At 63.1% G+C, this 20,632-nt stretch carries 23 protein-coding genes; 9 read left to right on the top strand and 14 right to left on the bottom strand.

Annotation, left to right across the window (positions count from 1 at the left end; translation table 11 throughout):
- Positions 1 to 91 precede the first annotated feature (91 nt).
- Entirely contained in the window at positions 92 to 826 is a 735-nt protein-coding gene (locus DMX11_RS13725; RefSeq protein ID WP_110745006.1) for a phosphoadenylyl-sulfate reductase, read from the top strand.
- 39 nt (positions 827 to 865) lie between these two features.
- Here the strand turns inward: DMX11_RS13725 and cysB are convergent, their stop codons facing one another.
- The 3 genes from cysB to DMX11_RS13710 form a co-directional block, all read right to left on the bottom strand.
- Positions 866 to 1,840 (bottom strand): HTH-type transcriptional regulator CysB, encoded by a 975-nt coding sequence (gene cysB, locus DMX11_RS13720; RefSeq protein ID WP_061203019.1) that lies wholly within the window; start codon positions 1,838 to 1,840, stop codon positions 866 to 868.
- A gap of 127 nt (positions 1,841 to 1,967) precedes the next feature.
- Positions 1,968 to 2,465 (bottom strand): universal stress protein, encoded by a 498-nt coding sequence (locus DMX11_RS13715; protein WP_110745005.1) that lies wholly within the window; start codon positions 2,463 to 2,465, stop codon positions 1,968 to 1,970.
- 112 nt (positions 2,466 to 2,577) lie between these two features.
- Entirely contained in the window at positions 2,578 to 3,525 is a 948-nt protein-coding gene (locus DMX11_RS13710; RefSeq protein WP_110745004.1) for a putative 2-dehydropantoate 2-reductase, read from the bottom strand.
- 234 nt (positions 3,526 to 3,759) lie between these two features.
- Here DMX11_RS13710 and DMX11_RS13705 point away from each other — a divergent pair, with 234 nt between their 5' ends.
- Positions 3,760 to 4,836, top strand: a complete 1,077-nt coding sequence (locus DMX11_RS13705; RefSeq protein ID WP_110745003.1) for a 3-deoxy-7-phosphoheptulonate synthase — start codon at positions 3,760 to 3,762, stop codon at positions 4,834 to 4,836.
- A 56-nt stretch (positions 4,837 to 4,892) separates the two neighbouring features.
- On the opposite strand, the gene DMX11_RS13700 is transcribed toward DMX11_RS13705, so the two are convergent.
- Complete coding sequence (locus DMX11_RS13700) at positions 4,893 to 5,174, bottom strand: GNAT family N-acetyltransferase (RefSeq protein ID WP_003250290.1); 282 nt, start codon at positions 5,172 to 5,174, stop codon at positions 4,893 to 4,895.
- A gap of 508 nt (positions 5,175 to 5,682) precedes the next feature.
- Between DMX11_RS13700 and oprI the strand changes: the two genes are divergently transcribed.
- Complete coding sequence (oprI, locus tag DMX11_RS13695; RefSeq protein ID WP_003259780.1) at positions 5,683 to 5,934, top strand: outer membrane lipoprotei OprI; 252 nt, start codon at positions 5,683 to 5,685, stop codon at positions 5,932 to 5,934.
- Positions 5,935 to 6,066: 132 nt separating this feature from the next.
- On the opposite strand, the gene DMX11_RS13690 is transcribed toward oprI, so the two are convergent.
- The 3 genes from DMX11_RS13690 to DMX11_RS13680 form a co-directional block, all read right to left on the bottom strand.
- A complete protein-coding gene (locus tag DMX11_RS13690; protein ID WP_110745002.1) occupies positions 6,067 to 7,044 on the bottom strand; it encodes a L,D-transpeptidase family protein in 978 nt (325 codons plus the stop codon).
- A gap of 113 nt (positions 7,045 to 7,157) precedes the next feature.
- A complete protein-coding gene (locus tag DMX11_RS13685; protein ID WP_110745001.1) occupies positions 7,158 to 7,448 on the bottom strand; it encodes a hypothetical protein in 291 nt (96 codons plus the stop codon).
- A gap of 58 nt (positions 7,449 to 7,506) precedes the next feature.
- Positions 7,507 to 8,112: an arylesterase gene (locus DMX11_RS13680; RefSeq protein ID WP_110745000.1), complete on the bottom strand. Its 606-nt coding sequence runs from the start codon at positions 8,110 to 8,112 to the stop codon at positions 7,507 to 7,509.
- Between the two features lie 10 nt (positions 8,113 to 8,122).
- Between DMX11_RS13680 and DMX11_RS13675 the strand changes: the two genes are divergently transcribed.
- The gene (locus tag DMX11_RS13675; RefSeq protein WP_110744999.1) at positions 8,123 to 8,806 is read left to right on the top strand and encodes an ABC transporter ATP-binding protein; all 684 of its coding nucleotides are present in this window, start codon (positions 8,123 to 8,125) and stop codon (positions 8,804 to 8,806) included.
- Positions 8,806 to 11,313 (top strand): ABC transporter permease, encoded by a 2,508-nt coding sequence (locus DMX11_RS13670; RefSeq protein WP_110744998.1) that lies wholly within the window; start codon positions 8,806 to 8,808, stop codon positions 11,311 to 11,313. The genes DMX11_RS13675 and DMX11_RS13670 overlap by 1 nt, the downstream gene beginning before the upstream one ends.
- Positions 11,314 to 11,335: 22 nt before the next feature.
- Here the strand turns inward: DMX11_RS13670 and greB are convergent, their stop codons facing one another.
- The 4 genes from greB to DMX11_RS13650 form a co-directional block, all read right to left on the bottom strand.
- Positions 11,336 to 11,809 (bottom strand): transcription elongation factor GreB, encoded by a 474-nt coding sequence (gene greB / locus DMX11_RS13665; RefSeq protein WP_110744997.1) that lies wholly within the window; start codon positions 11,807 to 11,809, stop codon positions 11,336 to 11,338.
- Positions 11,810 to 11,819: 10 nt separating this feature from the next.
- Positions 11,820 to 12,128, bottom strand: a complete 309-nt coding sequence (locus DMX11_RS13660) for a hypothetical protein (RefSeq protein ID WP_110744996.1) — start codon at positions 12,126 to 12,128, stop codon at positions 11,820 to 11,822.
- A gap of 212 nt (positions 12,129 to 12,340) precedes the next feature.
- Positions 12,341 to 12,778, bottom strand: a complete 438-nt coding sequence (locus tag DMX11_RS13655; RefSeq protein ID WP_110744995.1) for a DoxX family protein — start codon at positions 12,776 to 12,778, stop codon at positions 12,341 to 12,343.
- Positions 12,779 to 12,890: 112 nt separating this feature from the next.
- Positions 12,891 to 14,297 (bottom strand): transglycosylase SLT domain-containing protein, encoded by a 1,407-nt coding sequence (locus DMX11_RS13650; RefSeq protein WP_110744994.1) that lies wholly within the window; start codon positions 14,295 to 14,297, stop codon positions 12,891 to 12,893.
- Between the two features lie 157 nt (positions 14,298 to 14,454).
- Here DMX11_RS13650 and DMX11_RS13645 point away from each other — a divergent pair, with 157 nt between their 5' ends.
- From DMX11_RS13645 to DMX11_RS13635, 3 genes are all read left to right on the top strand, one after another.
- The gene (locus DMX11_RS13645) at positions 14,455 to 15,252 is read left to right on the top strand and encodes a TatD family hydrolase (protein WP_110744993.1); all 798 of its coding nucleotides are present in this window, start codon (positions 14,455 to 14,457) and stop codon (positions 15,250 to 15,252) included.
- Positions 15,253 to 15,441: 189 nt separating this feature from the next.
- Entirely contained in the window at positions 15,442 to 16,920 is a 1,479-nt protein-coding gene (locus tag DMX11_RS13640) for a methyl-accepting chemotaxis protein (RefSeq protein ID WP_110744992.1), read from the top strand.
- Positions 16,921 to 16,995: 75 nt separating this feature from the next.
- Positions 16,996 to 17,364 carry an Mpo1-like protein gene (locus tag DMX11_RS13635; RefSeq protein WP_110744991.1) on the top strand — a complete coding sequence of 123 codons (369 nt, stop codon included), beginning with the start codon at positions 16,996 to 16,998 and terminating at the stop codon, positions 17,362 to 17,364.
- A 54-nt stretch (positions 17,365 to 17,418) separates the two neighbouring features.
- Here DMX11_RS13635 and DMX11_RS13630 read toward each other — a convergent pair whose 3' ends face one another.
- The 3 genes from DMX11_RS13630 to DMX11_RS13620 all read right to left on the bottom strand — a co-directional run bounded on the left by DMX11_RS13630 (position 17,419) and on the right by DMX11_RS13620 (position 19,365).
- Complete coding sequence (locus DMX11_RS13630) at positions 17,419 to 18,216, bottom strand: acyl-CoA thioesterase II (protein ID WP_110744990.1); 798 nt, start codon at positions 18,214 to 18,216, stop codon at positions 17,419 to 17,421.
- Between the two features lie 88 nt (positions 18,217 to 18,304).
- Positions 18,305 to 19,072 carry a CHAD domain-containing protein gene (locus tag DMX11_RS13625; RefSeq protein ID WP_110744989.1) on the bottom strand — a complete coding sequence of 256 codons (768 nt, stop codon included), beginning with the start codon at positions 19,070 to 19,072 and terminating at the stop codon, positions 18,305 to 18,307.
- 14 nt (positions 19,073 to 19,086) lie between these two features.
- Complete coding sequence (locus tag DMX11_RS13620) at positions 19,087 to 19,365, bottom strand: hypothetical protein (protein ID WP_110744988.1); 279 nt, start codon at positions 19,363 to 19,365, stop codon at positions 19,087 to 19,089.
- Positions 19,366 to 19,544: 179 nt separating this feature from the next.
- Here DMX11_RS13620 and DMX11_RS13615 point away from each other — a divergent pair, with 179 nt between their 5' ends.
- The gene (locus DMX11_RS13615; RefSeq protein ID WP_110745084.1) at positions 19,545 to 20,585 is read left to right on the top strand and encodes a patatin-like phospholipase family protein; all 1,041 of its coding nucleotides are present in this window, start codon (positions 19,545 to 19,547) and stop codon (positions 20,583 to 20,585) included.
- Positions 20,586 to 20,632 lie beyond the last annotated feature (47 nt).

Below are 20,632 nucleotides of genomic sequence, written 5' to 3'. Positions count from 1 at the left end.
CCGCCGATATCAGACCGTCTAACCCGCGTTTTTTTGTTACCATCACTCCACTACGAGCGCACAGCGCCACAGCCAAGATGGAAACCGCCTGATGAGCCAACCCTTCGACGTCGCCGCCCTGGCCGCGACCTATGCCAACAAGTCCCCGCAGGACATTCTCAAGCTTGCCTTCGAGCACTTCGGTGATGACTTGTGGATCTCCTTCAGCGGCGCCGAGGACGTGGTGCTGGTTGACATGGCCTGGAAGCTGAACAAGCAGGTCAAGGTATTCAGCCTCGACACCGGCCGCCTGCACCCGGAGACCTACCGGTTCATCGACCAGGTTCGCGAGCAGTACAACCTGCCCATCGAAATCCTCAGCCCCGACCGCGCCAAGCTCGACCCGTTCGTCAAGGACAAGGGGCTGTTCAGCTTCTACAAGGACGGCCATGGCGAGTGCTGCGGCATCCGCAAGATCGAGCCATTGCGCCGCAAGCTGGCGACCGTGAGCGCCTGGGCCACCGGCCAGCGCCGCGACCAGAGCCCAGGGACCCGCAGCCAGGTGGCCGCACTTGAAATCGACAGCGCCTTCTCCACCCCCGAGCGCACGCTGTACAAGTTCAACCCGCTGGCGCAGATGAGCAGCGCAGAAGTGTGGGGTTATATCCGCATGCTGGAGCTGCCGTACAACAGCCTGCATGAGCGTGGTTTCATCAGCATCGGCTGCGAGCCATGCACCCGCCCCGTGCTGCCGAACCAGCACGAGCGTGAAGGGCGTTGGTGGTGGGAAGAGTCGACGCAGAAGGAATGCGGGTTGCACGCAGGCAACCTGATCAGTAAAGCTTGAAAAACCCGGGGCCGCATAGCGGCCCCTTGCAATTGTGGATCAGTGCACCGGCAGTTCAACACCGGCGAACAATTCTTCAAGCTCTTGCTTGTTGTGGCACTGAATGGCCTTGGCCATCACTTCGCGGGTCAGGTGCGGGGCAAATTTCTCGATGAAGTCGCACATGAAGCCACGCAGGAAGGTGCCACGACGGAAGCCGATCTTGGTAATGCTGGCCTCGAACAGCTCGCTCGCATCCAGCGCCACCAGGTCGCTGTCGAGCTTGGCGTCCACCGCCATGCCCGCGACGATACCCACGCCCAGCCCCAGGCGCACATAGGTCTTGATCACGTCAGCGTCGGCGGCGGTGAACACCACTTTCGGCGTGAGGCCACGATGGTTGAAGGCTTCGTCCAGCTTCGAGCGCCCGGTGAAACCGAACACATAGGTGACGATAGGGTATTCGGCAACGGCTTCCAGGGTCAGCTTTGGCAGCTTCGCCAACGGGTGACCTTGCGGCACCACCACACAACGGTTCCACTTGTAGCACGGCATCATGATCAGGTCGCCGAACAGCTCCAGCGCCTCGGTAGCGATGGCGAAGTCGACCGTCCCGTCCGCAGCCATCTCGGCAATCTGCATGGGCGAACCCTGGTGCATGTGCAGCGACACTTCAGGGTACTGCTTGATGAAACTGCTGATCACCGGCGGCAAGGCATAGCGCGCCTGGGTATGGGTGGTGGCGATGGACAGTGTGCCCTTCTTCTCGTTGGAGAACTCCTGGGCAATCTGCTTGATGCTTTCGACCTTGCGCAGGATCTCGCCAGCGGTGTTGATGATGCGCTCGCCGGCCGGGGTAACGCGGGTCAGGTGCTTACCGCTGCGGGCAAAGACTTCAACACCCAGTTCATCTTCCAGCAGGCGGATCTGCTTGCTGATACCGGGCTGGGAGGTATACAGACTCTGAGCCGTCGCGGAGACGTTGAGGTCATGGTGCGCCACTTCCCAGATGTAGCGCAGTTGTTGAAGCTTCATAGGTTTCCCTCGGTTCAGCGATGAGTCCGCAGCAGTCAGGCAGCGACGATATATAACTATATTAGTGGTTCTGGAAATAAATCTAGAACAATTTTGTTACATGCCCGGAAATGGCCTACGGCCACCTTCATGATTTCCTACGCCCCAGATGCTGCGCCAATGGCACCATGTACACCGGTACCGGCGACAGCTGCAGCAACCGCACTGCGGTGCGCCCCAGCGGTACATCCACGCCGGCACCGGCGCTGTGGCTACCGAATATCAGCAGGTCGACACTTAATCGCTGCGCTTGATCCAGGATCACCTGCGCCGGGTCGCCCTGACGCACCCGCACGGCCTTGATCACCGCCAGGTCGGCCTCCTCGCCCAGCTCGTCGCGAAAGCTCTCCAGCACACGCTGTTCTATGTTGGCCATCACCGTGTTCACCCCCTGGCTGTGCAGCTGGTCCAGTGTCTGTTCATCGAGGTAGCTCTGCAGGAGTGACTCGGCGAACTGGCCCATCGGCTCCACCGCATGGATTACATACAATTCGGCGCCGAAAGTGCGCGCCAGGGCCAGCGCGTGTTGCATCACAAAAGGGGCGTAGACACCGAGGTCGGTGGCGTACAGCATGGAGCGGATCATTCGACCTCCTCGACTGCCGCAGCGGCAGAGCAAGCTTCAGCTTAGCAGCGCGCCAGACGCTCGCTTTGCCGTCTGGCGCACTACTGGCGCGGGCTGCAGACCAAAGCCGACCTCAGCGGCGGCGGTCGCTGCTGTCGATGAAACTCAGCGCCTGATGCAGCATCTGCATGCGCGGCAGGCTGCAGCCGGCGGCCATTGCCTGTGCCAGCGGCTCGGCATAGATGGCCTGCAGCTCCAGCCGGCGCTTGTGCACATGGTCGTGGTACATGCTTGGCCAGTAGTCGGGCATACGCTCTGTCACCTGGAACAGGTGCTCGGCGTAACCCTCGGGCAACACCTGGCCACACGCCGCCGCCCCCTGCACCACCTCGGCCATCAAGGCCTGGATCAGCTCGCGGCTGTGGCTGTCGGCCATCAGTGGCGTGGTACTGGCCCCCAGCAGCACCGACAGGCCGTTGTAGGGCACGTTCCACACCAGCTTTTGCCAGCGCGCCAGGGCCAGGTTCGGCATGGCCTGCGAATCGATACCTGCCGCCTGGAACAGGCCGGCTCCTTCCCTGGCAAGCGCAGCCCCGCCGTCACTGGCCGGCCCGCTGTGATAGCCCAGATTGACCGCCCCCAACGCCTGGTGGCGGATCACACCCGGAGCCTGGCGGTTGACGCAGATGAAACACAGCCCACCGAGCAGGTGCATATCGTTGCGCAAAGCTGGCCGCAGCCGCTCCTCCACGCCCAGGCCGTTCTGCAGCAGCACCACCTTGGCGCCTGGCGCAGCCGCCTGGACGATCAGCGGCGCCAGCTGATCGTTGCTGGTGGCTTTGGCACCGATCAGCAGCCAGTCGCATGGCGGCATGTCGGCGGCGTTGGCGTAGGCCTGCACGTCCATCTGCATCGCGCCATGGACGGCACTGTCCAGCGTCAGGCCTTGCGCACGAACAGCCTGGTACTCGCTGCGCAACAGAAAATGGACGTCGAAACCGGCACGGGCCAGCATCAACCCGTAGAAGCCGCCGATGGCGCCGGTGCCAATGATGCCGATGCGGGGTGTGTGCGAATGCATGCCGATCTCCACTGGATAAATTCAGCGTTCTTTTTACACAGGTTGCGCAACACTGGGCAGCCCGTTCGCGCGCAGCGCCCCCCGAACGCGGAAAAACCCCACAATGACTGGGCCCAGCCCATTGTCGCGCCACCTGTAACGCGCTAAGGTTCGGCTCCCCGCTGCGATTATTCTTGCTGCTGGGCCGCACGGGGATAGTTGGCGGCCGGCACCCGTGACCTGACGAGTAACACGATGGCTGATTTACCGATCGATGACTTGAACGTTGCCTCCAACGAGACCCTGATCACCCCCGATCAGCTCAAGAAGGAAATCCCCCTCAGCGCCAAGGCCCTGCAGACCGTTACTGCCGGCCGTGAAGTGGTGCGCAATATTCTCGACGGCAAGGACCATCGCCTGTTCATCGTGGTTGGCCCTTGCTCCATCCACGACATCAAGGCCGCCCACGAGTACGCCGAGCGCCTGAAGGTGCTGGCCGAAGAAGTGTCCGATACGCTGTACCTGGTCATGCGTGTGTACTTCGAAAAACCGCGCACCACCGTCGGCTGGAAAGGCCTGATCAACGACCCCTACCTGGATGACTCGTTCAAGATCCAGGACGGCCTGCACATCGGCCGCCAGTTGCTGCTCGACCTGGCCGAAATGGGCCTGCCGACCGCCACCGAAGCACTCGACCCGATCTCCCCGCAGTACCTGCAGGACCTGATCAGCTGGTCGGCCATCGGCGCCCGCACCACCGAATCGCAAACCCACCGCGAAATGGCCTCGGGCCTGTCCTCGGCGGTCGGCTTCAAGAATGGCACCGACGGCGGCCTCACCGTTGCCATCAACGCCCTGCAGTCGGTGTCCAAGCCGCACCGTTTCCTGGGCATCAACCAGGAAGGCGGCGTGTCGATCGTCACCACCAAGGGCAACCCTTACGGCCACGTAGTACTGCGCGGCGGTAACGGCAAGCCGAACTACGACTCGGTCAGCGTCGCCTTGTGTGAGCAGGACCTGGCGAAGGCCAAGATCAAGGCCAACATCATGGTCGATTGCAGCCACGCCAACTCCAACAAGGACCCGGCCCTGCAACCGCTGGTGATGGAGAACGTGGCCAACCAGATTCTCGAAGGCAACCAGTCGATCATCGGCCTGATGGTTGAAAGCCACCTGAACTGGGGCTGCCAGTCGATTCCGAAGAACCTGGAAGAGCTGCAATACGGCGTGTCGATTACCGATGCCTGCATCGACTGGTCAGCTACCGAAAAGACCCTGCGCAGCATGCACGCCAAGCTGAAGGATGTGCTGCCGCAGCGTAAACGCGGCTGATTTGGCGCAATAAAAAAGCGGGGCCGCACAGCGGCCCCGCTTTTTTTAATACAGATTCAGGCCTTGCTCGAATGCCGCTGCTGGCGCTCCATGTAGCGTTCCACATACGAGCAGGACGGGATCACCGTGTAACCCATCTGCTCAGCGTACTCCAGCGCCCGTTCGGTCAGCGCGGCAGCAATCCCGCGGCCACGCAGGGCGTTGGGGACGAAGGTGCGATAGATGTCCAGCGTCTGCTTGCCCAAGTCCATGTACGTCAGGTAGGCACGATGACCGTCCACGTTGGTCTCAAACTGATGACCGGCCTGGTCATGGTGGATGGTCAGCGCTTCGCTCATCACTACTCCTCGCAGGTCTTCTCGGCAGACCCATACCTTAACCGATGGTGGTTTATCCGGCACAGAACTGTCTGCGCCACCTGTTGCCCCTTCGACCGCTGGACGATTGCAATCGTTCGCGTCTTCTGGCACTCACAAGATAGTAGGCGCGGCAAGCAGGATTGCTCAAGGTGGCGGCCGTTAAAAATGGCCAAAACGCTACCAGGGCGACTCTTCCCCTGCCCGCTCAATAGCCGCCGGATGTTCTAGGGCTTAAGACGCCCAAGGACAGTTAAAGTCACCCTTAGTTCAGCAAAAAAGTTCCTGTACTACAATCGCTTGCGAACCCTCCCCATTTTTTTCACAAGCACGTCACAAATCTTGTCGACCAGACGTCAAGCAACATTTTTTTTGCAGTTCTTGCGCTCAGTCAGTTTACTTACTACAAGTAATGGGTACTATGTACGCCGGCCAGTTTCTCTTTTCCGAGAGATGGCTATTTAATAGAAAGTCCTTGAAGGGGAACACGATGAACAACGTTCTGAAATTCTCTGCTCTGGCTCTGGCCGCAGTTCTGGCTACCGGTTGCAGCAGCGTATCCAAAGAAACCGAAGCTCGTCTGACTGCGACTGAAGACGCAGCAGCTCGCGCTCAAGCTCGTGCCGATGAAGCCTACCGTAAGGCTGACGACGCACTGGCAGCCGCTCAGAAGGCTCAGCAGACCGCTGACGAAGCCAACGAGCGCGCCCTGCGTATGCTGGACAAAGCCAGCCGCAAGTAATAATCCTCACGGATTGTTAAGGAGCCGACCCACTTGTGGGTCGGCTTTTTTATTGCGCGCGAACAAGGCTGGCACGCCCGTCAGAAACGAAAAGGCCCGCACTAAGGCGGGCCGGGGTGTGTCGCAATTCGCTTACTGCAGTTCGGGCGGGATGCTCGACACCATCGGTGAACCACCCTGGTTCTCGACCGGAATGGCAATTTCTACCGGCATGCCATCTTCCGCAGCCACTACGTCACGCACCATGTCCCAGTTCATGCGCAGGTTATTGGCCAGGTCTTCCCGCTTGAGCAAGGCATTGATAACCGCGGTGTGCTTGTCGACGACCGACGGGTTACCTTGATCATCCAGCGGCGTGTGCGCCTCAAGATAGACCTTGCCAGCACTGATACCGAACTTGTAAGGCTCGTTGATGATGCGCACCGGCGTACCCACCGGCACCATCTTCGACAGTTCCAGCACATTGTTGTTGAGCATGCGGAAACAACCGTGACTGGTACGCATGCCAATTCCGAACTTCTTGTTCGAACCGTGGATCAGGTACCCCGGCACACCCAGGGTGAACTTGAAGGGCCCCAGCGGGTTGTCCGGGCCGGCCGGCACCACGGTCGGCAGGATGTCACCGTCCGCCGCGTGTTCCTTGCGAATGGATGCGGGCGGGGTCCAGGTCGGGTTCGGCGTCTTGGCAGTGATCTTGGTGTTGGCAATCGGCGAGCCCCAGCCCTCGCGCCCGATACCCAGCGGGAAGGTATGCACCACATTCTGCCCTTTCGGGAAGTAATACATGCGGTACTCAGCCAGGTTGATGACGATACCTTCACGCGGGCCGGGCGGGAGGATGTAGCGGGTCGGCAGGATGATCTCGGTGCCGGCACCCGGCAGCCAGGGGTCGACACCCGGGTTGGCGGCGATCATTTCCAGGTAGCCGAGGTCGTTGGCGGTGCCGATGTCGGCGAACGTGTCCTCGTACTTTGCCTTGATCACTTGCACCTGGCCGACGATGTCTTCACCGGGCGGTGGCAGTGGCAGCTCCAGCGCAGCGGCGGGGCCCGCTACCAGCAGGGCGGCCAGGGACAGGCTACGGGTGACGGCAGGAAAGCGCGGCAACATCCGGTAAATCCTTCGAAAGATGGGTCAAGAGGAACGATTGTACACCCGCTCCGCTGCAAGCGGGAGGCATTGCCGCCGCGCAAGCGTTTCAGATGATGAAAGGTGGCTGCCGTTCAGCTGCCGTGCAGCTCTGGCCACACCGGGCGCATGCCGCGGCGCTGCGCATCGAGGATGGCGCGGCACAGGTCACACAGGCGGCCATCGCGGTAGATCGAGCGCGGCACCCCCGACCAGCGCGGCTGCGCTGGCAGCAAACCGCCGCACAGGGTACGGTCGACCGGCACGCCCAGCTCTAGCTGGCGGGCCACCAGGTGAACGCGAATTTCCTGGCAAGCGAACAGGTCGAGCTGCTCGTCGGGCTCGATCAGTTGGTAGGCATAAAGGGACCAGGCAGGGCGCGGCATCGGGGGCACTCGAAACGGGGGGCGCAACATTAGCGGAAAGCGGCCCCCGTTTAAAGCGTCACAGCAAGGGTTTTATCGCCGGCCAGGCATTTTCCAGCAGGCGCTGCTGGGCACCCTGGGCCGGATGAATGCCGTCAGCCTGCATCAGCTCCGGCACACCCCCTACCCCTTCCAGGAAAAACGGCACCAATGGCACCTGTTTGTCCGCTGCGAGCTGTTCATACACCTGGGCAAAAGCGCTGGTGTAACGCACACCATAATTGGGCGGCAGGCGCATACCCAACAGCACTACCTTGGCACCGGCCTGGCGCGCGCTTTCGATCATCGAGGCAAGATTTTGTTGCAATTGCGCCGGGGGCTGGCCGCGCAGGCCATCGTTACCGCCCAGCTCCAGTACCACCAGGCTCGGCTTGTGCGCTGCAAGCAGCGCCGGCAGCCGCGCCTGGCCACCTGCACTGGTGTCGCCGCTGATAGACGCATTCACCACTTCGTCGTCGAAACCTTCCTCCCTGAGCCGGGTCTGCAACAGAGACACCCAACCCTGGCGGGTATCCAGGCCGAAACCGGCGCTGATACTATCGCCAACAACCAGCAGTGTTCCCGCCGCCGCGCTCTGGGCCAGGCAATACAGGGCCAGACCGGCACTCAACCACCACACTCGCATCGGATTCTCCATGGGCCCCAGCATTCTCGTTGCGCAGAACCTTAGCAAAGTGGTCCCCAGTGCGGAAGGTGACTTGACCATCCTCCACGCGCTCTCCCTTGACCTGGCCCAGGGCGACAGCCTGGCCATCGTCGGCGCCTCGGGCTCGGGCAAGTCGACCCTGCTCGGCCTGCTCGCCGGCCTCGACCAGCCCAGCGCCGGCAAAGTCATCCTCGCCGGCCACGACCTCGGGCCGCTGGACGAAGACCAGCGCGCCCGGGTGCGCGCCGAACATGTGGGGTTCGTGTTTCAGTCATTCCAGTTGCTCGACAGCCTCAATGCCTTGGAGAACGTGATGCTGCCCCTGGAGCTGGACGGCCGACGAGATGCCCGCGAGCATGCGCGCACCCTGCTGGAACGGGTCGGCCTGGGCAAGCGTCTGAGCCACACCCCGCGCCAGCTCTCAGGCGGCGAACAGCAGCGGGTGGCCATCGCCCGGGCGTTTGCCGCCCAGCCAGCGGTGCTGTTCGCCGACGAACCCACCGGAAACCTCGACAGCCACACCGGCGAGCGCATCAGCGACCTGTTGTTCGAGCTGAACAAGGAGCGCGGTACCACGCTGGTGCTGGTCACCCATGACGAGCGCCTCGCGCGCCGCTGCCGTCGCCATATCCGTCTGGACGCGGGCCGCCTTGTAGCGCCGGTGGAGGCCTGATGACCCACATGCCGCTGTCCCGCCTGTGCGGCCTGGCGCTGCGCCAGTTACTGCGCGACATTCGCGCCAGCGAAGTGCGTGTGCTGTTCTTCGCCCTGCTGGTGGCGGTAGCGGCCAGTACTGCCATCGGCTATTTCGGCGCCCGCCTCAACGGCGCCATGCAACTGCGTGCCAGCGAATTCCTCGGCGCCGACCTGGTACTGCAGGGCAGTGCCCCGGCCCGCGAGCAACAGCTTGCTGCTGGCAAAACGCTGGGCTTGCGCCATGCCCAGGTGGTCGAGTTCACCAGTGTGGTCGGTGGCGATAACGGCATCCAGCTGTCCAGCGTCAAGGCGGCTGACGGCGCCTACCCGCTGCGCGGGCAAGTACGTAGCGCCCCCGCACCCTATGCCGAAGAAACCCCGGGTGGCGGCCCGGCGCCTGGCGAGGCATGGGTCGAGCCACGTCTGCTGGCTGCATTGGGGCTGTCGATCGGCGACAGCATCGACGTCGGCATGAAAACCTTGCGCATGAGCCGCGTGCTCACCTATGAACCGGACCGCGCCAACAATTTCTACAGCCTCACCCCACGGGTGCTGATCAACCTGGCCGACCTGCAAGCCACCGGCGTGATCCAGCCGGGCAGCCGGGTGACCTACCGTGACCTGTGGCGGGGCGATAGCGAGGCACTGGCGCAATACCGCCAGGCCGTGGAGAAGGACCTGGCCGCCAACCAGCGCCTGCGCGACACCCGCGATGGCAACCAGCAGATCGGCGGCGCCCTGGGCAAGGCCGAACGCTACCTGAACATGGCCAGCCTGGTGGCCGTGCTGCTGGCCGGCGTTGCCGTTGCCCTGTCGGCCAGCCGCTACGCAGCGCGCCGCCTGGACGCCAGCGCCCTGCTGCGCTGCCTGGGGCTGTCGCGTCGCCAGGCCCTTGGCCTGTATTGCGTGCAACTGGCCATGCTGGGCCTGGTCGCAGCGCTGGCTGGCGCCTTGCTCGGTTGGCTGGCCCAACTGGGCCTGTTCCGCCTGCTTCAGGGCCTGCTGCCCAGCGTGGTACCTGCTGGCGGCGTGGTGCCGGCCTTGGCGGGCATCGCCACCGGGCTGGTGGCGTTGGCCGGTTTCGCCCTGCCGCCGATCGCGGCCTTGGGCCAGGTGCCGCCGCTGCGGGTTTTGCGCCGCGACCTGCTGCCGATCCCCCCGAGCAGCTGGCTGGTGTACGGCGCCGCCTTGCTGGCGCTGGGGCTGATCATGTGGCGACTGAGCCTCGACCTGCTGCTCACATTCGCCCTGCTCGGTGGTGGCCTGGTTGCTGCGCTGCTGCTCGGCGGCATGCTGTTGCTGGGCTTGCGCAGCCTGCGCCAACTGCTGGCCGGGGCCCCACTGACCTGGCGCCTGGGGCTGGGGCAGCTGCTGCGCCACCCTACGGCTGCGGCCGGCCAAGCCCTGGCCTTCGGCCTGATCCTGCTGGCCATGGCCCTGGTCGCCCTGCTGCGCGCAGAATTGCTCGACACCTGGCAAGCGCAACTGCCCAAGGATGCGCCCAACCATTTCGCCCTGAACATACTGCCGGATGACCGCGAGCCCTTCGCCCAGCACCTGCAGCAGGTCAACGCCACCGCGGCACCGCTATACCCGGTAACGCCCGGGCGCCTGGTGCAGGTCAACCAACAACCTGTACAGCAGATCGTCAGCAAGGATTCGGCCGGCGAGCGCGCCGTCCAGCGCGACCTCAGCCTGACCTGGGCCGCCGAATTGCCCGAGGGCAATGCCTTAACCGCCGGCAACTGGTGGCAAGCGCTACCCGGCGACGCTGAAGTACCCGGCGTGTCGGTGGAGGCAGAACTGGCCAAAAGCCTGAAGCTGCACATGGGCGACCTGCTCACTTTCGACATCGGCGGCCAGCAGCGCCAGGCCAGGGTCAGCAGCCTGCGCAGCGTGCACTGGGACAGTTTCCAGCCGAACTTCTACATGATCTTCCAGCCCGGCACGCTGCAGGGGCTGCCGACTACCTACCTGACCAGCTTCTACCTGGCACCCGGGCATGATCTGGATGTAGTAGCGCTGTCGCGGGCCTTCCCGGCCGTGACCATCCTGCAGGTGGATGCCTTGCTCGACCAACTGCGCAGCATCCTCGCCCAAGTGACCCTGGCAGTGGAATATGTACTGCTGTTCGTGCTGGCGGCCGGGCTGGCGGTGCTGTTCGCCGGCTTGCAGGCGACGCTGGACGAGCGCATCCGCCAAGGTGCCCTGCTGCGGGCGCTGGGGGCGGCGCGGCCACTGCTGGTCAGGGCGCGGCGGATCGAGTTTGGTCTGCTTGGCGCCGCCAGCGGGCTTTTGGCGGCCGTGGGGTGTGAGCTGATTACCCTGGTGCTTTACCGCTATGCCTTCGCTTTGCAGTGGAGTCCGCATCCGTGGTTGCTGGTGCTACCCTTGGCGGGGGCGCTACTGGTGGGGGGGGCCGGCGTGCTGGGCACCCGACGAGCGCTGAATGCCAGCCCGCTGGCAGTGCTGCGAGAGGGATGAAGCCGACCCAGGCATGACCGATTCACTGGGCGTAAGTGATGCTGCTCACATACCAGGTCGCTTCACCGGTAGGCGTGTGCACCACCACCTCATCGCCCTCCTCCTTCTTCAGCAAGGCGCGGGCCATGGGTGAATCGATCGAGATATAGTCATTGCGCCCGTAGATCTCGTCATAACCGACGATGCGAAACTTCATGGTCTCGCCTTCGTCATTCTCGATCTCGACCCAGGCACCAAAAAAAACCTTGCCCTCCTGCTCTGGCGAGTAGGCCACCACCTTCACATCTTCAAGACGCTTGCGCAGATAACGGACCCGGCGATCGATTTCGCGCAACAGCTTCTTGTTGTACTGGTAGTCAGCGTTCTCGCTACGGTCACCCAGCGACGCCGCCCAGGCGACTTTCTGGGTGATTTCCGGGCGATACACCCGCCATAGATGATCCAGCTCTTTTTTCAGCGCCTCATGGCCTTCCGTGGTGATGATATTGGTGCTCAACGGGCGCTCCTCAGCGACGGGTAATGAGGCCCTGGCGCGCGATGCGGGTGAGGTGGCCGATGACCGCGGCGGCCTCGTCCGACGACGGTGCCTGGATCACGGCCAGGTCGAACCGGTCGTTGCCATATTGCGCGAGGTGGCAGCCGGTATCGGCGAACTGGATCAGAAAGGCACGCGCCTGCCCCTTGCGACGGGACAGGCCTTCGAGGTGACGCAAAAGAGTGGGCTGATGCTGGCCGCCGAGCAGGATGCGCGGTGTACGGGGAGCCTGAGATACAGGCAAAGGGCTCAAACAGACACTGGTACGTGGGCAACTCATGGAGCTTCTCTCCGCCTCGCGAATCCCGCTGGGCAGCGGTGGGAGGCGTCACCGAACCAGCGCTTTAGCGGTATTTCGGATAACCCGGAGGTGGGCTTTCCTGCGCCCCGCAAGTAGCTGTTTAAATCGGCGCAGACGGTATGCTAGAGCTACTAGCGGCAAGATACAAGCCTCAATCGGCTTGAGGCTGGTATCTTGCCCTAGGCGGCGTATCAGCGGGCTATCAGGCGGTCCAGCGAGAACCGGCCAGCGCCTTCGATCATGACGGCAACGGTGCCGGCCAGAAGCGCCAGGGCGAATTCATAACCATTGTTCGACATGAACAGGCCATTGCCGATGTGGACCGAGAAGATCGCTACCACCAGGGTCACCGTCAGCGCCAGGGCTGCCGGCCGGGCGAGCAGACCGACCACCAGGGCCAGGCCACCGAAGAATTCCGCGCTGCCAGACAGCAGGGCCATTAGATAACCCGGCGCCAGGCCGATGCTTTCCATCCACTGGCCGGTGCCTTCGAGGCCATAACCGCCGAACAGGCCGAACAGTTTTTGCGCACCGTGCGCCATGAAGATGATGCCAACCAGGATACGGATAACGCTGAGGCCAGCGCCAGCGCGGGTAGAGAACAGGGCATTGAGGATGGTGGTGTTCATGTCGAAGCGTCCTTGAGCGGAGAAGTTGTGTTGGGATGGGCGCCATCATAATCAATTCAATAGATATGAAAATCGCAAAAAACCCAACATAACAATCGACAAAATCGATTTGTCAGCGTTTAACCACACGCTCCAGCACCGCACGCTCGCGGTTGAACGCCAGGTAGTACTTGTTGACGCTGTTGACAAAGTTGACCGGCCCCATGCCCACCTGCTCCATTGCAATGCGCTCGGTCTGGAAGAACCACTGGTTGCCGTTGAGGCCACGACGCCGGGCCTCGGCGCGCATGGCCTGGACCCGCTCGGGGCCGAGATTGTAGGCTGCCAGTACAAAAGCCATGCGCTCACGCTCGTTGATCTTGGCGCTGGCAAAGAACTTGCGCCGTATCAGCGCCAGGTAGCGGGCACTGGCCTGAACATTGCCATCCACCGTGGCGGTGTTGCTCACCCCCACGCGCTGGGCCGCCGAGGGGGTAATCTGCATCAGGCCATGGGCGCCGCCAGCGCCCCGTGCGGCCGGGTTGAGGGTGGACTCCTTGAACGCCAGGGCAGCCAGGTTGAGCCAGTCTATCTGTTGCGCCTGGCCATGCTTCTGCAGCACTGCCCGCACCGACACCAAGCGCTGGCGGTCCTTGCCGGCCAAGGGGTTGTGTACCCGATACTGGCGCCGGTAGATGCGCTCGAACGCGGCATCCTGGTTGTCAGGCGCGCGGTAGCCTTTCAGGAAGTGGTCGACCGTGGCCAGCAATTGCGGCGCATCACGCCCCACATACCAGCGCATGGCTTGCGGCGCCCCCAGGTGCACCCGGCTGTGCAGGCGCAGGCGTGGCATCACACGCGCCCAGCGCCGGGCAATCGGCTGCTCGACCACCGTCAGGTGATAGATACCGGCCTGCACCATTTCCAGCACATCCTCCACTGCCAGCGTCGAGTCGACCCACTCCACCTTGATCGGCGGCCGCTTGCGCAAGGCCAGTTGCTGGTTGGCCTGCAGGATCAACGGCCCAGCAGCACTGGCACTGGTCAATGCCACTGTGCGCCCGGACAGCTGTTCGACCTTGCTGAAGCTACGCTCGCCCTTGCGCCCCACCAGCACCAAGGGGACCTGGTCGAGTATCGGCGCACTGCTGCTCACGCCGCGTACGGTACCGGGGTCAAGCAGCTCGCCTGGCGCCGCCAGGTCACCCTCGCCACGTGCGAGCGCCCCCAGCAGCTGCTCCTTGGCCCGCGGGATGAGCTTGAGCTGGATTTGCTGGTCATCGGCGCTGCGCGCGTTCAGGTAATGCTCAAGGGCACGCAGGCGATAGTACTCGATGCCTACCGGCTCGCCCTTGACTTCCCCAGAGCTGTTGCGGCTCTGGTTGACCAGCACGCGCAGTACCTTGCTGCTGCGGATCTGCTGCAGGTCACGGACCTTGGCAGGCGGAATATTCTGTTGCGGCCCGGGCGCTTGAGCGAAGGCCAGGCCCGACAAGGCCAGCCCGAACATCACCAGGAATGTGAGCCAGAATCGCGGCATGCGAAAACGTGTCCATGGTCGGTGGGCGGCATCCATGGGTTGCACCGCCAAGTGATAAATGACGGCAAAAGACCACGGTAACAGCATGAAGTTCTTGGTTTTTTCAGAAAAACCCGGTTTTTGTTATGCTGGCCGCCCCGCGGCACGAGACAACACCATGCAACTGATCGATATCGGCGTCAACCTGACCAATAGCAGTTTCCACGACCAACAGGCGGCCATTGTCGAGCGCGCCATCGAGGCGGGCGTGACGCAAATGGTGCTGACGGGCACCAGTTTGGCGGTCAGCGAACAGGCACTGGAGCTCTGCCAGCAACTGGATGCCAGCGGCGCGCACCTGTTCGCCACCGCAGGCGTGCACCCCCACGATGCCAAGGGCTGGGATGCCGGCAGCGAACGCCAGCTGCGCCAACTGCTGAGCGAGCCACGGGTGCGTGCCGTGGGCGAATGTGGCCTGGATTTCAACCGCGACTTCTCCCCTCGCCCTCTGCAGGAAAAAGCCTTGGAAGCCCAATTGGCGTTGGCCGCCGAATTGCACCTGCCGGTGTTTCTGCATGAACGTGATGCCAGCGAGCGGTTGCTGGCGATCCTCAAGGATTACCGCGACCACCTGCCGGCAGCAGTGGTGCACTGCTTTACCGGCGAGCGCGACGCGCTGTTCGCCTACCTGGACATGGACCTGCACATCGGCATCACCGGCTGGATCTGCGACGAACGCCGGGGCACCCACCTGCACCCATTGGTGGGCAACATTGCCGAAGGCCGGCTGATGCTGGAGAGCGATGCGCCATACCTGCTACCGCGCAGCCTGCGGCCAAAGCCAAAGAGCGGGCGCAACGAACCGGCGTTCTTGCCGGAGGTGCTGCGTGAAGTAGCGCTGCATCGGGGTGAGCCGGTCGAGCATACGGCGGCACACACCACAGCGACGGCGCGGGCGTTTTTCCAGCTCCCTTGAACCTGTAACGGCCGAATCGCCAGTATGCCCGCAGCCACAGTACACCGCCGCTGCCAAGGCCTGCCGGCGACAGGGCCATACAGACGGCAGGATTTCCTTGATACACATCAACAACAGCCATGGCTTGCGCGGGCACAATGATGGCACCTTGCCAATATTGTTTACGCTCAACTCAGAGAAGACCTGCCCATGGGTGCCTGGCTTAGCAATGTTTCCCTGAAGTACAAATTCTGGGCCGTCAACGCGGTGGCCTTTGTCACGACCTTGCTACTGGTGCTTTATGCCGTGCACCTGGAGCAATCCGCCCGTGCCGAGGCGGCGCAGGCGCAGGCCGCCGCGCAAGCCCAGCTGTTGGCCGCCTGGCCAGCCGGGCAGCCAGTGCCACGCCCGGCTAACGTCATCGAATGGTCCGCGGGGCAAACGCCAACCTTTGCCGGCGAAGCGCTGGATGGCCTGCGCGGCGCCCAAGGCTGGGTCGAGCTGCCAAGCGCGTGGATCCTTGGCGACAACCCGCTGCGTGGCGCACACGTGCTGAACGTCGGCGATCAGCACATGGCCGTACTGGCGCCGTCGCCAAGCCTGAGGCAGGTTTTCTTCGACCGTTTCAGCAATTATGCCGTTTGCGTGCTGATCCTGATGCTGGCCATGCTCGGCGCCTCGCAATTGCTGATCCGGTTCCTGCTCAGCCAGCTCAATACCCTCAAGGATGTGATGTTGCACGTGGAAAAAACCGGCGACCTGGCCGCCCGCGTACCGCTGGCCTGCGGTGACGAGGTCGGCCAGATGGCCGGCGCCTTCAACGCCATGCAAGCCACCTACCACCGCGTGGTCAGTACCGTCGCCCATACCGCTGCACAGCTGGACTCGGGCGCTGCGCGCCTGGCCGCCAGCATGAGCGACGTGCGCCACGGCATGCTCGGGCAGCAAAGCGAGACCGACCAGGCCGCCACCGCCATCAACCAGATGTCGGCGACCGTGCACCACATTGCCCAGCACGCTGGCGCCACCCGCGACTTGTCACAGACCGCCGACACCTTGGCCGGCAGTGGCAAGGACGTGGTCAGCCGTGTGCAGGCGTCGATCTCCGGGCTATCCAGCGGCGTGCAGCAAACGGCCGAGATGATTCGCCAGCTGGCCGAAGACAGCCAGAAGATCAACGGCGTGGTCGGCGTAATCCACAGCATCGCCGAGCAGACCAACCTGCTGGCACTCAACGCCGCCATCGAAGCGGCGCGCGCTGGCGACCTGGGCCGGGGGTTTGCCGTGGTTGCCGATGAGGTGCGCAACCTGGCCAAGCGCGTGCAAACCTCCACTGACGAGATCACGACCATGGTCTCGGCTCTGCAGTCGGGCACCCGCGATGCAGTGGAGTTCATGCAGGAAAGCTCATATAAGGCTGACGACTGCGTGCGCCAGGCACAGGAAGCCGGTGAGGCGCTGGCCGAAATTACCGGGGCCGTCGCGCAGATGCGCGAAAGCAATACCCAGATTGCCGTGGCAGCCGAGCAGCAAAGCCAGGTGGCCGAGGAAATGAATCGCGCGGTGGTGAGCATCCGCGACGTCACCGAGCAAACTGTGCAGCAAACCGTGGGTTCGGCAACCACCAGCAGCGAGCTGGCGACCCTGGCCGGCGAACTGAGCAAGGCCATCGGCCAGCTCAAGCTATAGTCATCATAGCCAGCCTCGATTGGCCCCCTGAGGGGGGCCGCACTAAGCTTTGGGCATGACGATGAGGAAATGCCCATGAGCAAACGCCTGCCCAACCTGCCCGCCTGGCAATGGCGCGGCTATCATCATAACCACCGCCACCCGGCCAACCTGGTGTTGCACCTGATTGCCGTGCCGTTGTTCATCCTCGGCGCACTACTGGTGTTGTCCGGCCTGTTTGGCCTTGATCTGGGCCAGATCGCGGTGGGTGTCATCTCCGTGATTGCCGGCCTGGGCCTGCAGCGCCAGGGTCACCGCCTGGAAGCCGAACAGCCCGAGCCATTCGCCAACCGCCAGGATGCCGTAAAGCGGCTGCTGACCGAACAATTCATCACCTTTCCGCGGTTTGTCCTGAGCGGGGCCTGGTGGAGAGCCTGGCGGGAGCGGCACAAGCACCGGCACTGAAGCCTTGGGCGCGGCATTGCGTCGGGAAGCAGCGCGCCGCGCTCCCAAGGCCTATCAGGCAAACACGGTGACGGTCTGTCGGCTCAGGGCCAACAATTCCCCTTGCGCCGTCCACAGCGCGGCAGCGGCATGCCCGTAACCGTCCCTGGCATGCTCGGTCTCTACGCAATACCGGCACCAGTCCATCGTCGACAGCTTGGCCGTTGGCTGAATAAATTCAATGGTCCAGGTCAATGTACTGCCCGCAGCGGGCTGCTTGAGAAACGGCATCAGGCTCGGCGGCCAGGCATCGACCAAGGCAAGCAAGTGCGCTTCGTTCACTGGCTCTACGGCAACATCCCGCAGGCGCACCCAACCGCCCATCTTGCGCGACTGATTGCCAGTGAAAGGCAACCCGCCCACTGCCCAGCGCAAGGCTACATGGCGCATGAATTCCGGGGTCACTCCCTTGATATAGGGCAGTTCGGGGGCCGCGTCTTCGAGCGCCTTCATGTCCATCGCCGGTAAAGCCGGCACCTCTACTGCCGAAGGCCGCCCCGCACCGAAGTTGCCTTGCACCAGGGTCACCACCTGGCCCTCCTGAACGGCACGACCCAGCAAGGTACTGACCGCTTTACCCTCGCGCAGCACCTCGACCTCGAAACGGATGGGCACATCCGCAGCGGCCGGTGCCACGAAGCTGATGGCCAGCGAACGCACCGGGCGGCTATCGCTGAGTTTCAGCCGCATGGCCTCATACACCATGGCCGCCATCAGCCCGCCAAAGGCAGCGCGCCCCTGCGCCCAGCTTGGCGGAACACTGACGGCATCGGGGTTGGCCCGTACGGCGTCGAGCAGTTGGTTGAAATTCATGGAGCGGCTCCTGCCTGCAACGAAAAGGTCTGCCCATCCTAGCCAGCAAACCCCGGGTGATCAGCCCGCATTTCGGTCATTTTTCGGGCTAGCGCCTTGCCAGCGCCTGCTGCAGGGCATCCAGGGTTACATCTGCCTTCTGCTCGGCCTCGTGCAGCTCCCGCTCCCAGTCCACCTTGCAATGCGCCAGGTCGGCCTGTTCACGCGCCTGCAGCAACCACTGCAGCCGATCATGCCAGTCGCCCAAGTCGCCCTGGGCCTTTTTCAGCAGGCGTTGCAGTTTCTTGCCGGCGTGATCGAGCTGCGGGTAGGCCTCGTCGCCATAGCGCGCACGTTTGATCAGCAAGCGCAGGCGGTGGCGGTCGTGGGCGGGGTCCTGCAAGGCGTCACGCAACTTGCGCCATTGCTTGACCAGGCGCTTGTCGATGCGCTTGTCCAGCGACTTGACCAGGCCTTCACGGCCAGCTGCGCGCAGGAACAGCGGAAAGGCATCGACTATCGCCAGCACCCTCGCCAGCTGCGGACTGGCAGCGACACTGGCGAAAACCTTGCCACGCCCTTCCAGCCGACGCTGCCCCGCTGCGCCGTGACCGCGGGCCAGCAGTTCGGCCGCCAGTACTTCACGGTCACGCAACGGGGTGGTGAGCGTCCCCAACGCGCCCGCGGCATCCTCCAGCTGCTCCACCCCCGGCAGCCCGCGCAGTGGCCGCAGCAGGCTGCGCAGGCGGCGCACCGCGATGCGCAGGTCGTGCAAGGCCTCGCTGTCGGTATCGGCCGCCAGGCGTTCACGACAGGCCAGCAAACGCACCTGCAAAACCAGTATCTGGGCAACCACGTGGTCAAGCATCGCGGACATGAAACGCTCCTTGGTTAGCGCCCGGCGCGGGACTCACGGATATAGAAGCGCGCCTTCTCGGCTTTGTTGGTACAGCTCTCGTAACCTTCGAACTGTTGTTGGGTCTTGGCTCCGGTCAACAAGGACAGGGCCTTGGAGTAGCTGACGGCACCGGCAAAGCCTTCAGCCTTGGCCAGGTCCAGCTCCTTCCAGGCGGCATCCAGTTGGGTCGCGCAACTGTCACGGTAGGCCGTTTTGCCCGCACAGCCGGCCAGGGCCAGGGCAAACAGTGGAAGGCAGATCCAGGCTTTCATCGGTAATACCTCAAAGGTGTAAAGAACAATGGCATTTCGACGCTCCGGCAATAGAAAAGTGCCGCGCTCAGCCGCTTCGTTTGCCGGCATTTTTGCACTAGCTCAGCGCGATCTACATTGAAGCACAGGCAGCGATAGGTGCATTGTAGGACCATGGTGGCACTGGACGGGGAATGTTCATGAGTAAACGTGTGGCACTGGTACTGGGATCAGGTGGAGCACGGGGGTATGCGCACATTGGCGTGATCGAGGAAATCGAGCGCCGTGGCTACGACATCGCCTGCGTGGCAGGCTGCTCCATGGGCGCAGTGATCGGCGGCATTTACGCCGCCGGCAAGCTCGACGAATACCGCAACTGGATCGAAAGCCTGGATTACCTGGATGTGTTGCGCCTGGTCGACGTCAGCTTCCGCCTCGGCGCGATACGCGGCGACAAGGTGTTCGGGCAAATCCGCAAGATCGTGGGCGAGATCAACATCGAGCAACTGCGCATTCCCTACACGGCGGTCGCCGCCGACCTTACCAACCAGCAGGAAATCTGGTTCCAGGAGGGCTGCCTGCACCAGGCCATGCGCGCTTCGGCGGCCATCCCCAGCCTGTTCACGCCCGTGATGCAGGGCAACCGCATGCTGGTCGATGGCGGCATCCTCAACCCGCTGCCGATCGTGCCGGTGGTCTCCAGCCATTGCGACCTCATTATTGCGGTCAACCTCAATGCCACCAACCAGAAGCAGTACCAGTTGCCGGTGATCGAACGCCCGGCCGCGTTCAAGATGCGCTTCGACGCCTTGCTCAGTTCGCTGGGCTCACGCTTGCCTTTCCGGCGCAAACCTGCGGAGGAGCTGATCCGTATCGAACAGGAAATCGTCGCCGAAGGGCTGGCGCCACCAAGCCCATGGCTGAACGATGCCCCCGACCCGGAAGGCCAGCAACCAGCAGCGGCACCGGAGCGCGAGGGCGCACCGAAATCGGCCACGGGTTCGTTCATCATCGACAACGTAGGCCCTGCTTCGCTGCTGGACTTGATCAACCAGAGCTTCGAAGTCATGCAGACTTCGTTGGCGCAGTACAAGATCGCTGGTTATCCACCGGATGTGCTGATCAACGTGCCCAAGCGGGTGTGCCGTTTTTTCGAGTTCTACAAAGCGCCGGAGCTGATCGCTTTGGGGCGGGAGATTGCGCGGGATACGCTGGACAGCTATGAAGGGGTGAAGCGCTGACGAACTGTCGCCGAGCACCGGCAACACAAATGAAACAGGCCGCACGA

It is taken from the genome of Pseudomonas sp. LB-090624 (assembly GCF_003205205.1).
GTDB lineage: Bacteria > Pseudomonadota > Gammaproteobacteria > Pseudomonadales > Pseudomonadaceae > Aquipseudomonas.
The sequence above is the reverse complement of the archived record's forward strand: the minus strand, read 5'-3'. Positions and strand labels throughout refer to the sequence as shown.